This is a genomic window from Massilia sp. IC2-476 (assembly GCF_020707295.1).
GTDB lineage: Bacteria > Pseudomonadota > Gammaproteobacteria > Burkholderiales > Burkholderiaceae_D > Telluria.
In genome coordinates this window covers 1,011,793-1,029,567 of record NZ_JAJFER010000001.1, presented here as the reverse complement: position 1 = coordinate 1,029,567, position 17,775 = coordinate 1,011,793, and the positions used below count along the sequence as shown (strand labels likewise).

The following is a 17,775-nucleotide window of genomic DNA, read 5'->3' as shown; positions in this document are numbered from 1 at the left end:
CGTTTTCTTCATAACTAAAATAATTTTCTGTAATGTGGTCGAAAAGATACGTTTGTGGCAAAAGCTTGCGATATGATGGGGCCTTCTCGCACTGACATGGTGCGTACGCGAACAGAACACACACAGTTTTGGGGAGCATAGATAAAATCACGGTAATCCATACCGGAGACAAATCGAGGAGACACACGTTTTACAGAAGCCGTTAGCACTGCTAAACGGCCGGGGACGTGACCCGAATTGGAGCGCACCTGAGGGTGCGCTTTTTTTTCGCCTGGCGCCTGCCCCGGGACTGGCCGGGCGCCATCCCAGCGGTTAAGATGAGGGGATGAAGAACGACCAAGCCAGCACCTTGTTCAACGCCATTGTCCCTGCGGCATTCGGCGCCATCGGCATCCGTACCAGCGACGGGCGCGTGCGCGAGCTGGTCTATTTGCCGCCTTCGTTCGAGGAAAAAGCGGCCGACAACGAGGTCGCCGCGCTGGCCGCGCAACAGGTCGCCCAATACCTGCAAGACCCCGATTTCCGCTTCGACCTGCCCCTGTTTGATGCCGGCACCGAATTCCAGCGCCGCGTCTGGTCCGAGATCTCGTCCATCCCGCGCGGCAGCGTCAAGACCTATGGCCAGCTGGCCAAGCTGATCGCCTCCGCCCCGCGCGCGGTCGGCCAGGCCTGCGGCGCCAACTGGTTCCCCCTCATCGTTCCCTGCCACCGCGTGACCGCATCCGGCGGCCTGGGCGGCTTTTCGAACCAGGACGACGAGAACGGCTTTCACCTCTCGGTCAAGCGCTGGCTGCTGCGCCACGAAGGCGCCACCGCATCTCCATGGCAGCAGCAATCGATCTGGGACTGATCGACGAGTTCTGCGACACCCTCTGGCTGGAACAGGGGCTGGCCAAAAATTCGCTCGACGCCTACCGCCGCGACCTCAAGCTGTTCGCCGGCTGGCTTGCGGCCAAGCGCCCGCAGCGCACCAGCCTGCTGGGAGTCGAGGCTGAAGACATCGCCGCCTATTTCGCCGAGCGCCATGCCGACACCCGGCCCAGCACGGCCAACCGGCGCCTGTCGGTACTCAAGCGCTTCTACCAGCTGGCGCTGCGCCGCAACCAGATTCCGCACGACCCCTGCCTGCAGATGGCCTCGGCCAAGCAGCCGCTCCGCTTCGTGCATACGCTTACCGAAGCCCAGGTCGAGGCGCTGCTGCAGGCGCCGGACGTGTCGACCCCGCTGGGCCTGCGCGAGCGCACGATGCTGGAACTGATGTACGCCAGCGGGCTGCGGGTGTCGGAACTGGTCGCTTTGAAACTTGTCGAAGTGAGCCTGAACGACGGCGTGCTGCGCATCACGGGCAAGGGCAGCAAGACGCGCCTGGTGCCCTTCGGGCAGGAAGCGCGCGCCTGGCTGGAGCGCTACCTGAAGGATGCGCGCGGCATCATCCTGAAAGGACAGATCGACGACGCCCTGTTCGTCACCGGACGCGGGGGAGCAATGACACGGCAGATGTTCTGGATCCTGATCAAGAAACATGCGAAAAAGGCCGGTATCCAGGGGCCGCTGTCGCCCCACACCCTGCGCCACGCCTTCGCCACCCATCTGCTGAACCACGGCGCCGACCTGCGCGTGGTGCAGCTGCTGCTGGGGCACGCCGACATTTCGACCACACAGATCTATACGCATGTTGCGCGCGAGCGCCTCAAGCACCTGCACGCCCAGCACCACCCGCGGGGTTAATTCAAGCCGCCGCGTCGCCAGTCGGCCATAATGGCACGGCAAACCGCAATATCCCTCCAACCACAGGCAAGAGGTGAACATGGCACGGACGAACTTCCAGTACGAAAAGCGGCAGCGCGAGCTCGAGAAGAAGCGCAAGGCGGAAGAAAAGGCGCGGCGCAAGCAGGAAGCCAAGCGCGAAGGGGGCGAAGGGGGCGAAGGTGAGCCCGCCGGCGAGGCCCAGGACACGGACCCGTCCCAGGAACCGGCCGCCCAGGACGCCTGAACGCGTCCCGCGCGGCCTGAAGAATTCATCGCGCTCAGGCTCCGTCCTGGAAGCAGGGTGGAGCTCCTCGCGCATGGTGTCAATGTAGTGAGTCGCGGCGCGCACCGCCAGTCGGATGCGACAGGCGGTTGACCGGCGGGTCTGGAATGCCGAAAAGCGCGACGAAATGCAGGCGCAAAGGGCGTTTGCGCACCCGCAAACGCCGCTGTCACGGAGCGGGAAGAATGATGGGATTGTCATCGCAGCCATGACCGTTTCTGTCTGAAAAGGATTCTTCCGTGAGCGAACAAGTGCAAGACTCGAGCGGCTGGCCCGGCGGGCCACGCGGGCTCGACTTGCCCGGCGATCCGCGGCTGTCCGAGGCGCCGCAGGGCGCCGTGCCGGTTGCTTCGGCCCCCGGCGCCGGCGCCGGCGCCCTTGCCGAACCCGGCGAGTACGACGGCCCCGGGCGCCAGGCGCTCGACTGGCTGTACCGCTTCGTGACCGCGATCGAGCTGGCGCCGGCGGTGGCCGTCCACTCCACCGATGCGGCAGGCACCGTGCGCTTCTGGAACCACGCCTGCGCGCAGCTGTTCGGCATCCCGGCCAGCCATGCGCTGGGCCGGCCGTTTCGCGAACTGGTCTCCCACCTTGACCGCCAGGCCGAGTTCGAGAGCACCATCGCCGCCATCTGGCAGGCGGGCAGCACACCGGCACCGCGCGACTGGCAGGTCGAGACCGCGGCCGGCCGGCGCCTGTGGCTGCATTCGAACCATTTCCCCGTCAAGCGCGACGGCGCCACCCAGCAGGTGTTCTGCATGGAAGTGGACATCACGGCGCGCAAGCAGGTCGAGGACAACCTGGTGCGGGCGGCGCGCGTATTCGAGAACGCGCACGAAGCCATCATCGTGATGGATGCCGAGTACCGGGTGCAGGCTGTCAACCAGGCCTTCACCGGCATCACGGGCTTCTCCGCAGCCGACATCATCGGTTCCACGCTGGCCAGCCTGCCCTGGGGGCAGGGTCAGGAGGGTGGCGGCTTCTACGAAAAGATCTGGTCCCAGCTCGACGGCCACGATCGCTGGCAGGGCGAGCTGCCCGCCGTGCGCAAGAACGGCGAGTCCTACACGGCCTGGGTGGCGCTGACCCCCATCCGCGACCCGCACGGCCAGGCCAGCAACTACATGGCGATGCTGTCCGATATCAGCGAACGCAAGCGCGTGGAAGAGCGGGTGCGCCACCAGGCCGAGCACGACGCGCTCACCGGCCTGCCCAACCGCGCCCTGTTCCTCGACCGCATGCACCACGCGCTGGCCACCTGGCGCCGCCAGCGCGACAGCTTCGCCGTGCTGTTCCTCGACCTCGACCACTTCAAGGCCGTCAACGACACCAACGGCCACCAGACCGGCGACGCCGTGCTGCGCGAAGTCGCGGCGCGCCTGCGCGGCTGCGTGCGCCGGGTCGACACCATCAGCCGCCTCGGCGGCGACGAATTCGTCATGCTGCTGGCCGATATCGGCGGCGTGGACCAGGCCGCCCACGTCGCCAGCGCGGTGATGCAGGCCGTGTCGCGGCCCATCGACGCGGCCGGCCAGCAGCTCTCGCTCACCACTTCGATCGGCGTGGCGATCTGTCCCACCGACGGCCAGGATGTCGACACCCTGATGCACCACGCCGACGTGGCGATGTACCACGCCAAGGAAAGCGGCCGCAGCAGCTTCCGCTTCTTCAGCCCCGAGATGAACGCGCGCGTGGTCGAGCGCGGCGAACTGGAAGGGCGCCTGCGCCAGGCGCTCGAGCGCGGCGAGTTCGTGCTCGAGTACCAGCCCGAACTCGACGTCGGCTCCGGCAAGGTGATCGGCATGGAAGCGCTGATCCGCTGGCGCCACCCGGAACGCGGGCTGCTGCTGCCGCACGAATTCCTGCCGGTGGCCGAAGAATGCGGGCTGATCGTGCCGATCGGCGAATGGGTGCTGGGCGAAGCCTGCACCCAGGCCAGGGCCTGGCGTGACGCGGGGCATGCGGTGACGGTGGCGGTGAACCTGTCCGATATCCAGTTCCTGCACAGCCGCCTGCTGGACACGGTCGACGCCGCGCTGACCCAGTCCGGGCTGGCGCCGGCCTGGCTCGACCTCGAAATCACGGAAGGCGCCATCATGCGCGGTGACCAGGTACTCGACGAAACGGTGGCGGCCCTGCGCGGACGCGGCGTGCAACTCACCATCGACCGCTTCGGCACTGGGCTGTCGAGCCTGTCGTCGCTGCGCCGTTTTCCGCTCTCGAAGCTGAAGATCGACCGCAGCTTCGTGAGCGACATCGAGCACGACCCCATGGACGCGGCCCTGATCCCGGCCATCATCGCGGTGGCGCGCAGCCTGCGCCTGCGCGTGGTAGCCGAAGGCGTCGAGACCGAAGAGCAGCTGCGTTTCCTGCGCCGGCACGGCTGCGACCACTACCAGGGCTTCTATGCGGCGGGGGCGAGCAGCCGGCCGGATTTCAATCCGGCGGTGCGCTGAGGGGGAGAGCTGTTAGACGCGCGCGGCGGCCGGCCAGGAGGCCGCGACCCGGGCGGCGATGCGCCTGACCGCGCGCCGCACCAGCATCACTTGCAGCAGCGGGGCCAGTGGTGCGATGCAGAGCATGAGGGAATAGGGCAGGGCGGTGCCGGCCAGCTGTCGCGCGGCGCCAAAGATCAGGATGATGGCGATGACCAGGCCGAGCACGCTCAGCAGGAATGCCGGGCTGGTGCCGACGGCCCGGCTCGCGGCGCTCACGATGTCCGACTGCAGCCCGTTCGGCAGGCGGGCCAGGTCCTCGCACTGGTACATCGACGGCACGGGCACGCCGGACGGGTCGGTGTAGCCGAATTTGCTGGCGCGCGCCTGTGCGAGCAATTCATCGGCAATACCATTGATCTGGGCTGTTGCTACCACCTGCACCTCCATATTGTTCCAGGAGTGCAGTCTAGCGATTTATCGGCCCGGCTAATGCGCACAATGTAACGGCCGTGTGCTCAATCCAGCCGATTGAACTGTTCCGACCGGGAATACAGGCGGATGCGCGCCAGCACCTGCCCGTGGTCCGAGGCTTCCGGCAAGCCCAGGTTCAGGTGGTCGTTCAGGTAGACCACGTCCACCACTTCTCCGATCGCGTTCGGCAGCACCGGATTGAATTCCTGCGACACCAGGATGTGGTCGATGGTCGAGTGGCGGCTTTCGTGCACGATCGAGAAGCCCACGTTGCGCAGGTTATCCTGGTGCATGTGCAGGCGGGCGGCGTCGAACATGCGCTCGGCCAGCGGCGCGCCTTCGCCCAGCACGATCTCGGTGGTGACCGAATCGGCGACGTCGTTGAAGTCGCCCAGCACGATGCGCGGGCGCTGTTTGTCGCGCGCCATGTCGGTGAGCAGCACGCGCAGCGCGGTGGCCTCGGTGCCGCGCCGCACCAGCGAGCGCAGGCAGGCGAGGGCGTACAGGTTCGGATCCTCGCCGGTGTCGCTGGCGCGGTAGTCGGGGCGGCGCGACTTCAGGTGCACCACCACCACGTCGATGATGATGCCCGGCGCCAGTTCGACTTCGGCATGCAGCGGGGCGCGCGTGAAGCGGTCGGGGTCGCGGCTGCCCGGCGGCATCGACACGTTCTCGGGGAACATGGTCAGCGCCTTGCCCAGGCTGCGCACCGGCAGGCGCGACACCAGCGCCACGCTCGGCGTCAGGCGCGGCGCGTCCGGATCGGGATCGAAACCGAGGTGCGCCGCATCGCGGTAGCGGCGGGTGCGCGACAGCACTTCGCGCAAGGTGGCCTGCGAAAAGATCTCCTGGAAGCCGATCACGTCGGCATTGAGCAGGTCGATCTGGTGCGCCGTCCACGCCAGCTTGGCCTCGAACTCCTCCGGCGTGCACGGATCGAGATTCTCGTAGCAGCGCATCCCCGGCGGCGCCAGGTTGAAGGTGTTGAAGGTGGCAAAGCGAATTTCTTGCTGCATAATAGAAAGCCCCTATATTCATCTTTAGCGTACCACGCATGGCCAAGAAAGAGCACGTTTCTGAGACACCCGCGACGCAGTTCCTGCGCAAGCATGGCGTGGCTTTTACCGAGCATCCCTACGAGTACGAAGAGCACGGCGGCACAGCCGTTTCTTCGCGTGAACTCGGTGTGCCCGAGCACAATGTCGTCAAAACCTTGGTGATGCAGGACGAGGCCGCGCGTCCGCTGATCGTGCTGATGCACGGCGACTGCAAGGTCTCGACCAAGAACCTGGCACGCGCGATTCCCTGCAAGTCGGTCGAGCCCTGCCGCCCAGAGGTGGCGCAGCGCCATTCAGGCTATATGGTCGGCGGCACCTCGCCCTTCGGCATCCGCAAGGCGATGCCGGTCTACGTCGAGGAATCGATCCTGGTGCTCGACAAGATCTACATCAACGGCGGCCGCCGCGGCTACCTGATCGGCATTGTCCCGGCGGTGCTCACCGAGACCCTCGGCGCACGCGCGGTGCAGTGCGCGCTGGCCGAGTGATTGCCAAAGGGCATGGCTGATGGTGTATAGTCCCAGCCGCCTGATTACCAAGACACATAAGCAGACCCATAAGAACAGAGAGACATGAATACCCTGATCGCCACCATCGCCGCCTACCTGATCGGCTCGATTTCCTTTGCCGTCGTGATGAGCCGCGCCTTCGGCCTGTCCGACCCGCGCACCTATGGCTCCAAGAACCCGGGCGCCACCAACGTCCTGCGCAGCGGCAGCAAGAAAGCCGCGATCGCCACCCTGATCGGCGACGCCGCCAAGGGCTGGCTGGCAGTCTGGCTGGCGGTCCACTACGGCCCGCAATTCGGCCTCGAAGAAGACGGCATCGCACTGGTCGCGATCGCGGTGTTCCTGGGCCACCTGTGGCCGGTGTTCTTCAAGTTCGTCGGCGGCAAGGGCGTGGCCACTGCGCTCGGCGTGCTGCTGGGGATTAATGTTTGGCTGGGACTGGCGACGCTGGCGACCTGGCTGATCGTGGCCTATGCCTTCCGCTATTCCTCGCTGGCCGCGCTGGTGGCCTCGATCTTCGCGCCCTTCTATTACGGCCTGCTGTTCGGGGCGGACGAGATCCTGTTCGCGGTGGCGGCGATGAGCGCGCTGCTCCTGTGGCGGCACAGCGGCAACATCGCGAATCTGATGGCGGGGAAGGAGTCGAAGATCGGCAGCAAGGCGGCGGGGGCGAAGAAGAAATAAGCTTGCGGCCTGCTGGCTGAAATTGGATCCCGGCCTGCGCCGGGATGACGGTCTTTGAGCTGGCCACTACGCTATGAGCCGTCGTCCCGGCGCAGGCCGGGACCCAAGTTCGTAGCACACCGCAAACTCTCCCCCCACCAACACCCAAACCCACATCGCGTTACCATGTCGCCACCAGGCACCCCCGTGCCGCAACGAACATGAAAGGTGGCACCCCATGACCAAGCAACTCCGCATCGACTTCGTCTCGGACGTCTCCTGCCCCTGGTGCGCGATCGGCCTCAGCTCGCTGGAACTGGCGCTGGCCCGCGTCAAGGGTGAGGTCCAGGCCGACATGCACTTCCAGCCCTTCGAGCTGAACCCGAACATGGGGCCCGACGGCCAGGATATCGTCGAGCACGTTACCGAGAAATACGGTGCCACCGCCGAGCAGCAGGCCAACAGCCGCGAGATGATCCGCCAGCGCGGACTGGATGTCGGCTTCACCTTCGACATGGAGCGGCGCGGTCGCATCTACAACACCTTCGATGCGCACCGCCTGCTGTCCTGGGCCGAGGGCGAAGGGTGCCAGCGCGACCTCAAGATGGCCTTGCTCGAAGCCTATTTCACCCGCTGCGAAGACCCCAGCAACCACGACGTGCTGCTGCGCTGCGTCGAGCGCGTGGGCCTCGACCGCGAGACCGCCGCGCGCATCCTGGCGAGCGACGAGTACGCCGACGAAGTGCGCGAGCGCGAGCAGTTCTTCCAGCGCGCCGGCATCCATTCGGTCCCGGCCATTATCATCAACCAGCGCCACCTGATCTCGGGCGGGCAGCCGCCGGAAGTGTTCGAGCAGGCGCTGCGCGAGATCGCCTCGCGCGACGACACCCCGCAGCAGTAAGAGTCAGTTCAGGTCGAGGACCACCGGCTGGTGGTCCGAGGCTGCCGTCTCGGATTGCACGTCGACCGAGGCCACGCGCGGCGCCAGGTCTTCGGTGACGAAGAAGTGGTCGTAGCATTCCGGCCGCTCCGGCCACGGATAACCGTGCAGGCCGGTGGTCGGCGCACGCGCCACGTTGCCGTGCGCGACGCGCCAGGCGTCCAGGAAGGCCGGAGCGCCGCCTTCCATCGGCGCCAGCAGCGCGCGGTAATCCTCCGCGTCCGGGGCGAAGTTGAAGTCGCCGCACAGGATGCTCGATGCCGGACGGAAGCCCAGCTGGTAGGGCGCGTCGAGGTTCGGATCGGGCTGGAAGATGCGGGCACGCGCGCTCGCCTCGACGTGCAGCTCGCGGATGCGGCGCACCTGCGCCATGCGCTGCAGCGCCGAATAGTACTCGAGGTGGGTGGTCATCAGGCGCAGCTTGCCGCTGGGCGCATCGATCACGGTTTCCATCAGGCCGCGCGGCATGCCGGCCGGGTGCTCCGGATCGGCCGGCCAGGGCAGCAGGTGGCGGTGCACCTGCGAGATACGGTACTTCGAGAGGATCAGGTTGCCGAACAGGCGCGGGGAATTGTTCTTGTAGAGTTCACTCGGGGCATGCTCCATCAGGTGGAAACCGCCGAAGGCGCCACCCAGTTGCTTGAACTGGTTGGCGGTGGCGCCGCCTTCCAGCTCCGGGTGATTGGCCGCCACTTCTTGCAGACAGATGACATCCGGATTCAGCCGGCGCAGAACGTCGATAATCGCGTGGATGCGAATCCTTCCGTCCTTGCCACAACCCCAGCGAATATTCCAACTTACAACGCGCATCGTGCAACCTCCGTAAAACTTAACCGTCGGATATTGCCATTGTTTGGCAAGGGGCGGTCACACGGTAGGATCGATGTTAAGTATGCAAGTTCAATATTGATAACAGGTATTGTAAGCCTGTTCAGACAGCGCTCAGGCGGCTTCCAGCTCGTCCAGCGGCCAGCGCGGGCGCACATTGAACGCGTAGTCGCGCTGGGCCAGCTCTGGCTTGCGTTCGAGGCGCATGGCGCCGGCGAAAGCGATCATGGCGCCGTTGTCGGTGCAGAATTCCAGCTCCGGGTAGTAGACCTTGAACTTGCGCTTGGCGGCGGCCGCGTTCAGCGATTCGCGCAGCTGGCGGTTGGCGCCGACGCCGCCGGCGATCACCAGGCGCTTCAGGCCCGTGTGCTTCAGCGCGTTCACGCACTTGGCGGTCAGGACTTCCACGATGGCGTCGACGAAGCCGCGCGCGATGTTGGCCTTGTCCTGCTCGCAGATATTGGCCACCACTTTTTCCTCGTGATTCTTCACCACCGTCAGCACGGCGGTCTTCAGGCCCGAGAAGCTGAAATTGAAATCCTTCGAGTGCAGCATCGGACGCGGCAGGGTGTAGGCCATCGGGTCGCCGAACTCGGCCAGCCGCGAGATCGCCGGGCCGCCCGGATAGCCCAGGCCCAGCAGCTTGGCCGACTTGTCGAAGGCTTCGCCGGCGGCGTCGTCCAGAGTCTCGCCGAGCAGCGTGTAGCGGCCGACGCCGTCCACCCGCATCAGCTGGGTATGGCCGCCCGAGACGAGCAGGGCGATGAAGGGAAACTCCGGACGCTCGCTCGCCAGCAGCGGCGACAGCAGGTGACCCTCGAGGTGGTGCACGCCCAGCACCGGCTTGTCCAGCGCCAGGGCCAGCGAGCAGGCCACCGAGGACCCGACCAGCAGCGCGCCCGCCAGGCCCGGGCCCTGGGTGTAGGCAATGGCGTCGATGCTGGTAGCCGGAATATCCGCGCGCTTCAAGACCTCTTCCAGCAGCGGCAGGGCGCGGCGGATGTGGTCGCGCGAGGCGAGCTCCGGCACCACGCCGCCGTACTCTTCGTGCATGGCTACCTGCGAATGCAGGGCATGGGACAGCAGGCCGCGCTCGGTGTCGTACAGAGCCAGGCCGGTTTCATCGCAGGAGGATTCGACGCCGAGAACAATCATGGGGGGAAACAGCAGGGAGGAAAAGGGAGATTTTACCGTAGGGTGGTCGGCTTCGCCGACCGCGCGTTCAACCTGAGTGAAAATGGACGATGCGTCAATTCATCCGTGATTTGAACGCGCGTTCGGCATAGCCGAACACCCTACAGCTTACGGACGCTGCAACAGTTCTTTATGCGCACTGCGCAGCATCTCTTCCGTCTCTTCCCACCCAATGCAGCCATCCGTCACCGAGCAGCCATACTTCAGCTGCGACAAATCTTCCGGAATCGCCTGGCTGCCGCTGACGATGTTCGATTCGATCATCACGCCCACCAGCGAGCGGTTGCCGTGTTTGATCTGCTGGATCACGTCCGACATCACCAGCGGCTGCAGTTCCGGCTTCTTGTAGCTGTTTGCATGCGAGCAATCCACCACCAGGTTGGCCGGCAGCCCGGCCTTCTTGAGCGCCTGCTCCGCGATCGCCACCGACACCGAATCGTAGTTCGGACGGCCGCCGCCGCCACGCAGCACCACGTGGCCGTAAGCGTTGCCGCTGGTGCGCACGATCGACACCGTGCCCTGGCCGTTGATGCCGAGGAAAGCGTGCGGATTGGCCGAGGACAGCACGGCATTCACTGCGATGCTCACGTCGCCGTCGGTGCCGTTCTTGAAGCCGACCGGGGTCGACAGGCCGGACGACATCTCGCGGTGCGTCTGCGACTCGGTCGTGCGCGCGCCAATGGCGGTCCAGGCGATCAGGTCGCCCAGGTATTGCGGTGAGATCGGGTCCAGTGCTTCGGTCGCGGTCGGCAGGCCCAGTTCGCAGACGTCGAGCAGGAAGCGGCGCGCGCGTTCCATGCCGACCTCGACGCGGAAGGAATCATCCATGAACGGGTCGTTGATATAACCCTTCCAGCCGGTGGTGGTGCGCGGCTTTTCGAAATACACGCGCATCACCAACACCATGGTGTCCGCAACTTCGGCCTGCAGCGCCTTGAGGCGGCGCGCATAGTCCAGGCCGGCTTCCGGATCGTGGATCGAGCAGGGCCCGACCACGACGAACAGGCGCTGGTCCTTACGGTCGAGGATATTGCGCAGCGTCTCGCGGCCCCCCATCACGGTGGCAAAGGCGCGGTCGCTCAGGGGCAGGGTGGCGTGCAGCTCGTTCGGCGTGGGCATCTGCGCGAACGAACTGACGTTGGTGTTTTCAATGGCTGGCGTGTTAATCATGGCGCGATAAGTTCTGGAGGAACTATCCAGTGTAGACCGAAAATGCTGCACTTGCACAATGGTGCCCAAAAATTGCAAGGCGCGCTCACGGCCGGCGCAAGCGTTGTATGCTTGCATGATGAACGAAGACCTGGACAAGAACACCGAACGATTTGCCGCCGCCCCTTTTATCAAGGAAATCGGCCGCGGCGTGAAAGGCGCGCGCAGCATGTCGCGCGAGGATGCGCGCGCGCTCTATGTAGCGATGCTAGAAGGCCGGGTCTCCGACCTCGAACTGGGCGCCATCCTGCTGGCGATGCGCATCAAGGGCGAATCCGTGGAAGAGCTGGCCGGCTTCATGGATGCGGCGGAAGCCTCCTTCGCGCCCCTGCCGAGCCCGCCGGGGGAGTTTGCCCCGGTGCTGATCCCGAGCTATAACGGCGCGCGCAAGCTGGCCAACCTGACCCCGCTGCTGGCGCTGCTGCTGGCGCGCGAGGGCGTGCCAACCCTGGTGCACGGCGTGCGCACCGACCCGGGCCGCATCACGACCAGCGAGATCCTGGCCGAACTCGGCCTGGCCGAGGCGGCCTCCTCAAGCGACATTCTGGATGCCGCAGCCAACCGCCGCCCCGTATTCATCCCGATCGAACTTCTGGCCCCGAGCCTGGCCCACATGCTGTCGCTGCGCCGCATTCTCGGCGTGCGTAACTCGACGCATACCCTGGTCAAGATCCTGCAGCCCTACGATGGCCCGGCGCTGCGCCTGGTGTCCTACACCCATCCGGAATACCTGCAGACCCTGGGCGAATATTTCACGACGGCCGCGCCGCCGGCCCGCGGCGACGCCTTCCTGATGCGCGGCACCGAAGGCGAAACCGTGGCCAACCCGCATCGCGCCCCGCAGATCGACTGGTTCCATGGCGGCCAGCGCACGCTACTGGTCGAACGCGATGCGCCGACCGACCTGCTGGCCGAGGTGCCGGAAGCGCGCGATGCCGCTACCACGGCTGCCTGGATCGCGGCCGCACTACGCGGCGAAGTGCCGATTCCGCCGCCGATCGTGGCCCAGGTCGCCCACTGCGTGCGCGTCGCCCGTTCCCTCCGATCCTGACAGCTGGCCCGGCCCACGCCGGGTTTGCATGCCTGCCAAAGCCACCTTCACGGTTAATGCCAGTCACTTAAGGCCATCGCTCATCCGTAGGGTGGGCGGAATATAGTCCAGTGGACTATATTCCGCCCACGCGGTCAAATCACAGTACTGCAGCCTGTGCGGCTGTTCATATCACAACTATCACCGCGTGGACGGGCAAGCCGCCCACCCTACAGTACTCACTAACTGACCGGCTTACCTTCGCGGTGGCTTTGTTGTTTTCAGAGCGAATAGCAACGTTGGATCAGAACAACATTTGGTTGCCATAAACAAATGTTTGTTGGTTTTATATGTCGCGCATATCAGAAACCCGATTGCCCCAAAATTGTCCCGATATCGCATGAATTTTCGTTATATGCCGCGAACGTAAGGTGATCAACCTCCGCACATTTGTACAGACAAGTAATCTATTAACAATTATTGATGAATTTGACAAAGTTTTTCTTGCCGTTGGTTTAAGGAAATAGTGATCTAGTGCAAAAAGCCGCTATTATTTTCTTGCAACATAGCAAAACGATACCGAACTGCAAGATTTATGGTTTCTGTGGATGCAAGTGCGGTCCGGATCGTCAGAACACATCGGCTAGCTGCCGCTCCATCACCATCTGAAGGAAGACCAGAATGACCAAGCAAGCTCGCTTTACCAAAACCCATCTTTCGCTAGCCACCCTGGCACTGGCGATCGCCGCTGCCACCGGCAGTGCCGTTGCCGCCGACGGCGTCGCCAATACCTCCGCCACCGTGATCGTCCCGATCGCGATCAACAAAGTGAACGACCTGGCCTTCGGCAGCTTCGGACGCGGTACTGGTGGTACGGTCACCCTCGCCACGGACGGCACCCGCACCCTCAATGGCGTGGTGGCAGCGGGCGCCGGTGCGCCAACCGTCGCCGAGTTCGACGTGACGGGTAACACGGGCGATAACTTCACGGTCAGCGTCACCCCGACTGTCCTGACCCGCACCAGCGGTACCGAGACGATGAGCTTCACCCCGATCAGCACCCTGACCCAAACGGCTGCAACCTCGGGAACGGTCACTGGCGGCACCATCGGCGCCAGCGGCACCAAGATCTACGTCGGCGGTGTCCTGACCGTTGACGCGGCCCAGGTCGGCGGCGTATACACCGGCACCGTGACCGCAACCGTCAACTACGGCAGCTGATCGCAGCGGTAGCGGCGCAGTCTCCACCCGCATCATGTCGGCACGCCGTTACCACGCGTTACGCGCCGCCAGCACGATCGTGCTGGCGGCGCTGGTCCTGTTTGGCCAGCATCCGGCCCAGGCCCAGCAGCTCCTGCTTACCCCGAGCCGCAGCCTGGACTTCGGAAGTTTCGTTGTCACCAGCGCCGGCACAGTCACCCTCCTGCCGAACGGCGAACGTCGCAGTTCCGGCGGCGTCATCCTTCTCAATTCCTCGCTCGGCCAGGCTGCCAGCGTCAACGTGCGCCGGAACAACAGTGGCGCCAAGGACAAGGGCGCCATCATTTCCCTGCCTACGAATGGCAGTGTCCGGCTGAGCAGTGGCGCCAGCAGCATGGCGCTCAATGATTTCAACAGCAACCCGCCTGCGCCGACCATGGCTTCAGTGCCGGCCGTCGGTACGGACCTGGCGATCGGCGCGACCCTGGTCGTGACGCCCAACCAGCCGGCGGGCAGGTACACCGGCACGTTCATCGTGTCCGTCAATTAGAACAGGCACAGAAAACCACCATGTTTTACCCCACGTTCGCATCCGCTTCCTTCGGCCGCCTGCGCCGGGCGCTATCCCTGGTGCTCGCCTGCCTGCTGCTGGGCCCGTCTTCGCCTGCGTTTGCCGACCTCATGCTGCATCCGACGCGCATCGTCTTCGACAAGAACGCGCGCGCGGCCCAGGTCCAACTGATCAACAACGGCAGCAAGCCGGCAAGTTACCGGATCTCGGTGGTGAACCGCCGCATGACCGAGACCGGCCAGATCGAGCCGGCCGATACCGCCATGGAAGGCGAACGCTTCGCCGACGACATGCTGCGCTATTCGCCGCGCCAGGTCACGCTGCAGCCGGGCACCGCGCAGACGGTGCGCGTCATGTTGCGCAAGCCCGCCGAACTGGCCGAAGGCGAATACCGCTCGCACCTGCTGTTCGACAAGCTGCCGGATGTCGAAGGCAGCGCCAGCATCGAGAACCGTAGCGCCGGGGACGGCCAGGTTGGCGTGGTGATCCAGACCCTGGTCGGCGCCGCGATGCCGGTGATCGTCCGCCACGGGAACCTCAGCGCCAACGTCAGCCTGGACGGGCTCGCCCTGCAGAAGGATGAAGCAAAGCGCCCGCTGCTGGCGCTGCGCCTGCAGCGCGAGGGCAGCAGCTCGGTGTACGGCGACCTGAGCGTGACGTTCACGCCGCGCGGCGGCAAGCCGCAGACCCTGGCGCAGGTCAGCGGCATCGCCGTGTTCACGCCGAACCGCGTGCGCAAGGCGATGCTGCCGCTGCAGGTGCCGCCAGGCGTCGCGCTGGCCGGCGGCATGATCGAGGTTGCCTACCGCGATCGTCCGGAAGCGGGCGGCAAGCTGCTGGCACAGGCCAGTCTCGCTCTGCCGTGATGCGGGCTGAGCTTCCCCAATAGATGTTTTTTGAGCAATAATCATATTGCCGGGCCGACCGCCGGTTGGCCGGCAATATGCGCATCCAGGCACCATGCAGGTTTTCCGAACGGGGTTATTTGTTGCAGGATTGATGTTGCTGCCGGCCTTACAGCCGGAGGCGGCCGCAGCGTCGTCGAAGCAATCCGAGGACAACCTCATCCTGCTTGAAGTCCGGCTCGGCAACCAGCTCCTGTCCGACGCCGTCACCGGCTACGAAATCGGGCGTGACGTCTACTTGCCGCTCGGCGAGGTGGCGCGCCTCCTGACGCTGGCCATCCGGGTGACGCCCGGGGAAGGCCGTGCCAGCGGCTATATCATCTCGGAAAGCCGTGGTTTCAGCCTGGACGTCCCCGGCGGCGTCGCCGATATCGACGGCAAGCACGAGGAGCTCGACCGTTCGCAGTTCAAGCTGCAGGCCGACGAGATCTATGTGGCCAGCAAGCTGCTGTCCCGTTGGCTGCCGCTGGACCTCGAGCTCGACATGTCCAGCCTCGCCCTCAAGGTGCGCCCGCGCGAGCAGTTGCCGCTGCAGGCAAGGCTGGAGCGGCGCAAGCACGGCAACCGCCCAGGCTCGGCCTATGTCGATCCGGGCTACCCGCGCCTGGCCGCACCCTACCGGCTGGCCGGCGTGCCCGTCATCGACCAGACGCTCGGGCTCACGGCCAGCAACGGCGGCGGGCGGCGCCAGGCGGACGCGAGCTACACCGCCTACCTGACGACCGACCTGCTGGGGATGGAGGCGGCCCTGTATGCCAGCAGTGAGCGCTACGATGCCGCGTCCAGGCTGCGCCTGACGCTGGGCCGGCACGACCCGGAGGCCGGCCTGCTGGGCCCACTCCATGCGCGTACCGCGCTGTTCGGCAGCGTGCCGCTGCCGGGTGTGAGCAATATTTCCTCGAGCAGCCCGACCGGCAACGGCGTGGTGCTCAGCAACCGTCCCCTCAACCAGCCGACCAGTTTCGACCGCCACACCCTGCAGGGCGCGCTGCCGCCAGGCTGGGATGTCGAGCTGTACTACAACGACGCCCTGGTCGGGGTCCGGCAGTCGGGCCCGGACGGCAAGTACAGCTTCGAGGACCAGCCGCTGGCCTACGGTCCCAACGAGTTCAGGCTGGTGTTCCACGGCCCGCTGGGCCAGCTGCGCGTCGAGCGCCAGAACTTCCTGCTGGAGCAGTCGGCCGTGCCGCGCGGCGCCCTGTATTACGACGTCGGCGCCCACCGCGACGGGTTCGGGCGCAAGCGCGCCATCGCGCAATTCGAGTGGGGTTTAAGTGACCAGCTGAACGCCGTTGCCGGCTGGCAGCGCGTGCCGTCCTTCGATGGCGCCGAGCGCAGCTACGCCAACCTCGGCCTGCGTGGCTACTGGAACAGTTTCATTGCAACAGCCGATGCGGCCAGGGCGGACGACGGCGGCACGCTGGCGCAGCTGGGCCTGAAGACGCGCCTCGGCCCTGTGTCGGTGTCGGCCAGCCACGCGCGCCTGGATGGCTTCACCAGCGATTTCTTCCACCGGAGCCCGGACCCGGTACGCTCGCGCGACGAAGTGCGCGCCGATGGCGTGCTTGGCGGCGGAGCGCAGTTCTTTCCGCTGTCGCTGCAGCTGCGGCATGACCGTTTGGCTTCTAGCACCCGCAACCTCGAGGTGCAGGGGCGGATCTCGGCCTACCGCAATGGCTTTGCGCTGACCAACGCGCTGCGCTGGCAGCGGCTGGGCGTCGACGAACTGGCCGACGGCCAGTTCCAGGTGAGCCGGCGCGTCGCCGGCGTCGGCCTGACCGGGCAGTTGCAGTACCTGCTGTCGCCCGAGACCACGCTGGGCGGAGCAGCGGTGTCTGCCGACTACTACCTGCACAGCGGCTACCTGCTGACCTTTGGCCTGGCGCGCAGCTTCAAGGACCGCGAACTGCGGGCCACCGGCGCGCTGAACAAGAGCCTGGGCAGCTACGGTCTCGGCATCAACGGCTATTATTCGAATCGCGGCGAGTACGGGCTCGGCATGCAGTTCTTCATGGCGATGGGGCTGGAGCCCAGGAGCGGCCGCATGGTGACCGACGCCCAGCCGATGGCGAACATGGGCGCGGCCTCGATCCGCGTGTTCCTCGACAAGGACCTGAACGGCATCATGGACGGCGCTGACGAAGCCATCCCCGGCGCCGGTTTTACCGTCAACGGCTCCTACGCCGCGGTACGCACCGACGCCAGCGGCATTGCCTACCTGCCGCGCCTGCTGACCCACCACTACACCGACATCGCCCTCGACCGGGACACCCTGGAAGACCCGCAATGGCAGCCGCGCACACCCGGCGTGCGCATCGTGCCGCGTCCCGGCAATGTCAACCAGGTCGAGTTCGCCGTGAACCTGACGGGGGAAGTGGACGGCACCACCTACCTGTACGCCGACGGCAAGCGGCGCGCCGTCGGCGACCTGAAGCTGGAGCTGGTGGATGCCTCGCGCAAGGTGGTGGCAAGCATGAGCAGCGCGGCGGATGGCTATTACGTCATTTCCGGCATCTTCCCTGGCGAGTACTTTTTGCGAGTGTCGCCGGAACAGCTCAAGCGGCTGGGGCTGACGGATACGGGGATGCACATCATCACGATCGGGCGCGATGGCACGGTGCTCAACGCGCGCGATCTGGATGTGCGGGCGCAGGATGGGCCCAGCCTGGGCTTTCACCCCACCCTCTGAACCGTATACAATGGCCGGTTTGGCGATTCTCGAACACC

At 65.5% G+C, this 17,775-nt stretch carries 17 protein-coding genes; 12 read left to right on the top strand and 5 right to left on the bottom strand.

Going from position 1 to position 17,775, the window contains the following annotated elements:
- Window positions 1–325: 325 nt before the first annotated feature.
- From LK539_RS04595 to LK539_RS04580, 4 genes are all read left to right on the top strand, one after another.
- Window positions 326–850, top strand: a complete 525-nt coding sequence (locus LK539_RS04595; protein WP_227799718.1) for a methylated-DNA--[protein]-cysteine S-methyltransferase — start codon at window positions 326–328, stop codon at window positions 848–850.
- Window positions 823–1,728, top strand: a complete 906-nt coding sequence (xerD, locus tag LK539_RS04590; protein WP_227799717.1) for a site-specific tyrosine recombinase XerD — start codon at window positions 823–825, stop codon at window positions 1,726–1,728. The genes LK539_RS04595 and xerD overlap by 28 nt, the downstream gene beginning before the upstream one ends.
- Window positions 1,729–1,807: 79 nt before the next feature.
- Entirely contained in the window at window positions 1,808–1,993 is a 186-nt protein-coding gene (locus tag LK539_RS04585; protein WP_227799716.1) for a hypothetical protein, read from the top strand.
- 278 nt (window positions 1,994–2,271) lie between these two features.
- The gene (locus LK539_RS04580) at window positions 2,272–4,488 is read left to right on the top strand and encodes an EAL domain-containing protein (RefSeq protein ID WP_227799715.1); all 2,217 of its coding nucleotides are present in this window, start codon (window positions 2,272–2,274) and stop codon (window positions 4,486–4,488) included.
- A 12-nt stretch (window positions 4,489–4,500) separates the two neighbouring features.
- On the opposite strand, the gene LK539_RS04575 is transcribed toward LK539_RS04580, so the two are convergent.
- Together LK539_RS04575 and LK539_RS04570 are read right to left on the bottom strand one after the other, a co-directional pair.
- Window positions 4,501–4,905 carry a hypothetical protein gene (locus LK539_RS04575; protein WP_227799714.1) on the bottom strand — a complete coding sequence of 135 codons (405 nt, stop codon included), beginning with the start codon at window positions 4,903–4,905 and terminating at the stop codon, window positions 4,501–4,503.
- 80 nt (window positions 4,906–4,985) lie between these two features.
- Window positions 4,986–5,957, bottom strand: a complete 972-nt coding sequence (locus LK539_RS04570; protein ID WP_227799713.1) for an endonuclease/exonuclease/phosphatase family protein — start codon at window positions 5,955–5,957, stop codon at window positions 4,986–4,988.
- 38 nt (window positions 5,958–5,995) lie between these two features.
- Between LK539_RS04570 and LK539_RS04565 the strand changes: the two genes are divergently transcribed.
- The 3 genes from LK539_RS04565 to LK539_RS04555 all read left to right on the top strand — a co-directional run bounded on the left by LK539_RS04565 (window position 5,996) and on the right by LK539_RS04555 (window position 8,072).
- The gene (locus tag LK539_RS04565; protein ID WP_227799712.1) at window positions 5,996–6,487 is read left to right on the top strand and encodes an aminoacyl-tRNA deacylase; all 492 of its coding nucleotides are present in this window, start codon (window positions 5,996–5,998) and stop codon (window positions 6,485–6,487) included.
- Window positions 6,488–6,571: 84 nt separating this feature from the next.
- Window positions 6,572–7,192: a glycerol-3-phosphate 1-O-acyltransferase PlsY gene (gene plsY, locus LK539_RS04560; protein WP_227799711.1), complete on the top strand. Its 621-nt coding sequence runs from the start codon at window positions 6,572–6,574 to the stop codon at window positions 7,190–7,192.
- Window positions 7,193–7,409: 217 nt separating this feature from the next.
- Window positions 7,410–8,072 carry a DsbA family oxidoreductase gene (locus LK539_RS04555; RefSeq protein WP_227799710.1) on the top strand — a complete coding sequence of 221 codons (663 nt, stop codon included), beginning with the start codon at window positions 7,410–7,412 and terminating at the stop codon, window positions 8,070–8,072.
- Window positions 8,073–8,075: 3 nt separating this feature from the next.
- Here the strand turns inward: LK539_RS04555 and LK539_RS04550 are convergent, their stop codons facing one another.
- The 3 genes from LK539_RS04550 to LK539_RS04540 form a co-directional block, all read right to left on the bottom strand.
- Window positions 8,076–8,921: an endonuclease/exonuclease/phosphatase family protein gene (locus LK539_RS04550; RefSeq protein ID WP_227799709.1), complete on the bottom strand. Its 846-nt coding sequence runs from the start codon at window positions 8,919–8,921 to the stop codon at window positions 8,076–8,078.
- 132 nt (window positions 8,922–9,053) lie between these two features.
- The gene (gene tsaD, locus LK539_RS04545; protein WP_227799708.1) at window positions 9,054–10,094 is read right to left on the bottom strand and encodes a tRNA (adenosine(37)-N6)-threonylcarbamoyltransferase complex transferase subunit TsaD; all 1,041 of its coding nucleotides are present in this window, start codon (window positions 10,092–10,094) and stop codon (window positions 9,054–9,056) included.
- A 147-nt stretch (window positions 10,095–10,241) separates the two neighbouring features.
- Window positions 10,242–11,303: a 3-deoxy-7-phosphoheptulonate synthase gene (locus LK539_RS04540; RefSeq protein WP_229520566.1), complete on the bottom strand. Its 1,062-nt coding sequence runs from the start codon at window positions 11,301–11,303 to the stop codon at window positions 10,242–10,244.
- Window positions 11,304–11,421: 118 nt separating this feature from the next.
- Between LK539_RS04540 and ybiB the strand changes: the two genes are divergently transcribed.
- The 5 genes from ybiB (at window position 11,422) to LK539_RS04515 (ending at window position 17,737) form a co-directional block, all read left to right on the top strand.
- On the top strand, window positions 11,422–12,393 hold the full coding sequence (gene ybiB / locus LK539_RS04535; protein WP_373889513.1) for a DNA-binding protein YbiB: 972 nt from the start codon (window positions 11,422–11,424) through the stop codon (window positions 12,391–12,393).
- 660 nt (window positions 12,394–13,053) lie between these two features.
- Complete coding sequence (locus tag LK539_RS04530) at window positions 13,054–13,593, top strand: DUF4402 domain-containing protein (protein WP_227799706.1); 540 nt, start codon at window positions 13,054–13,056, stop codon at window positions 13,591–13,593.
- 34 nt (window positions 13,594–13,627) lie between these two features.
- Entirely contained in the window at window positions 13,628–14,122 is a 495-nt protein-coding gene (locus LK539_RS04525; protein ID WP_227799705.1) for a DUF4402 domain-containing protein, read from the top strand.
- A gap of 20 nt (window positions 14,123–14,142) precedes the next feature.
- Window positions 14,143–15,009, top strand: a complete 867-nt coding sequence (locus tag LK539_RS04520) for a molecular chaperone (RefSeq protein ID WP_227799704.1) — start codon at window positions 14,143–14,145, stop codon at window positions 15,007–15,009.
- A 133-nt stretch (window positions 15,010–15,142) separates the two neighbouring features.
- Complete coding sequence (locus tag LK539_RS04515; RefSeq protein ID WP_227799703.1) at window positions 15,143–17,737, top strand: carboxypeptidase-like regulatory domain-containing protein; 2,595 nt, start codon at window positions 15,143–15,145, stop codon at window positions 17,735–17,737.
- Window positions 17,738–17,775 lie beyond the last annotated feature (38 nt).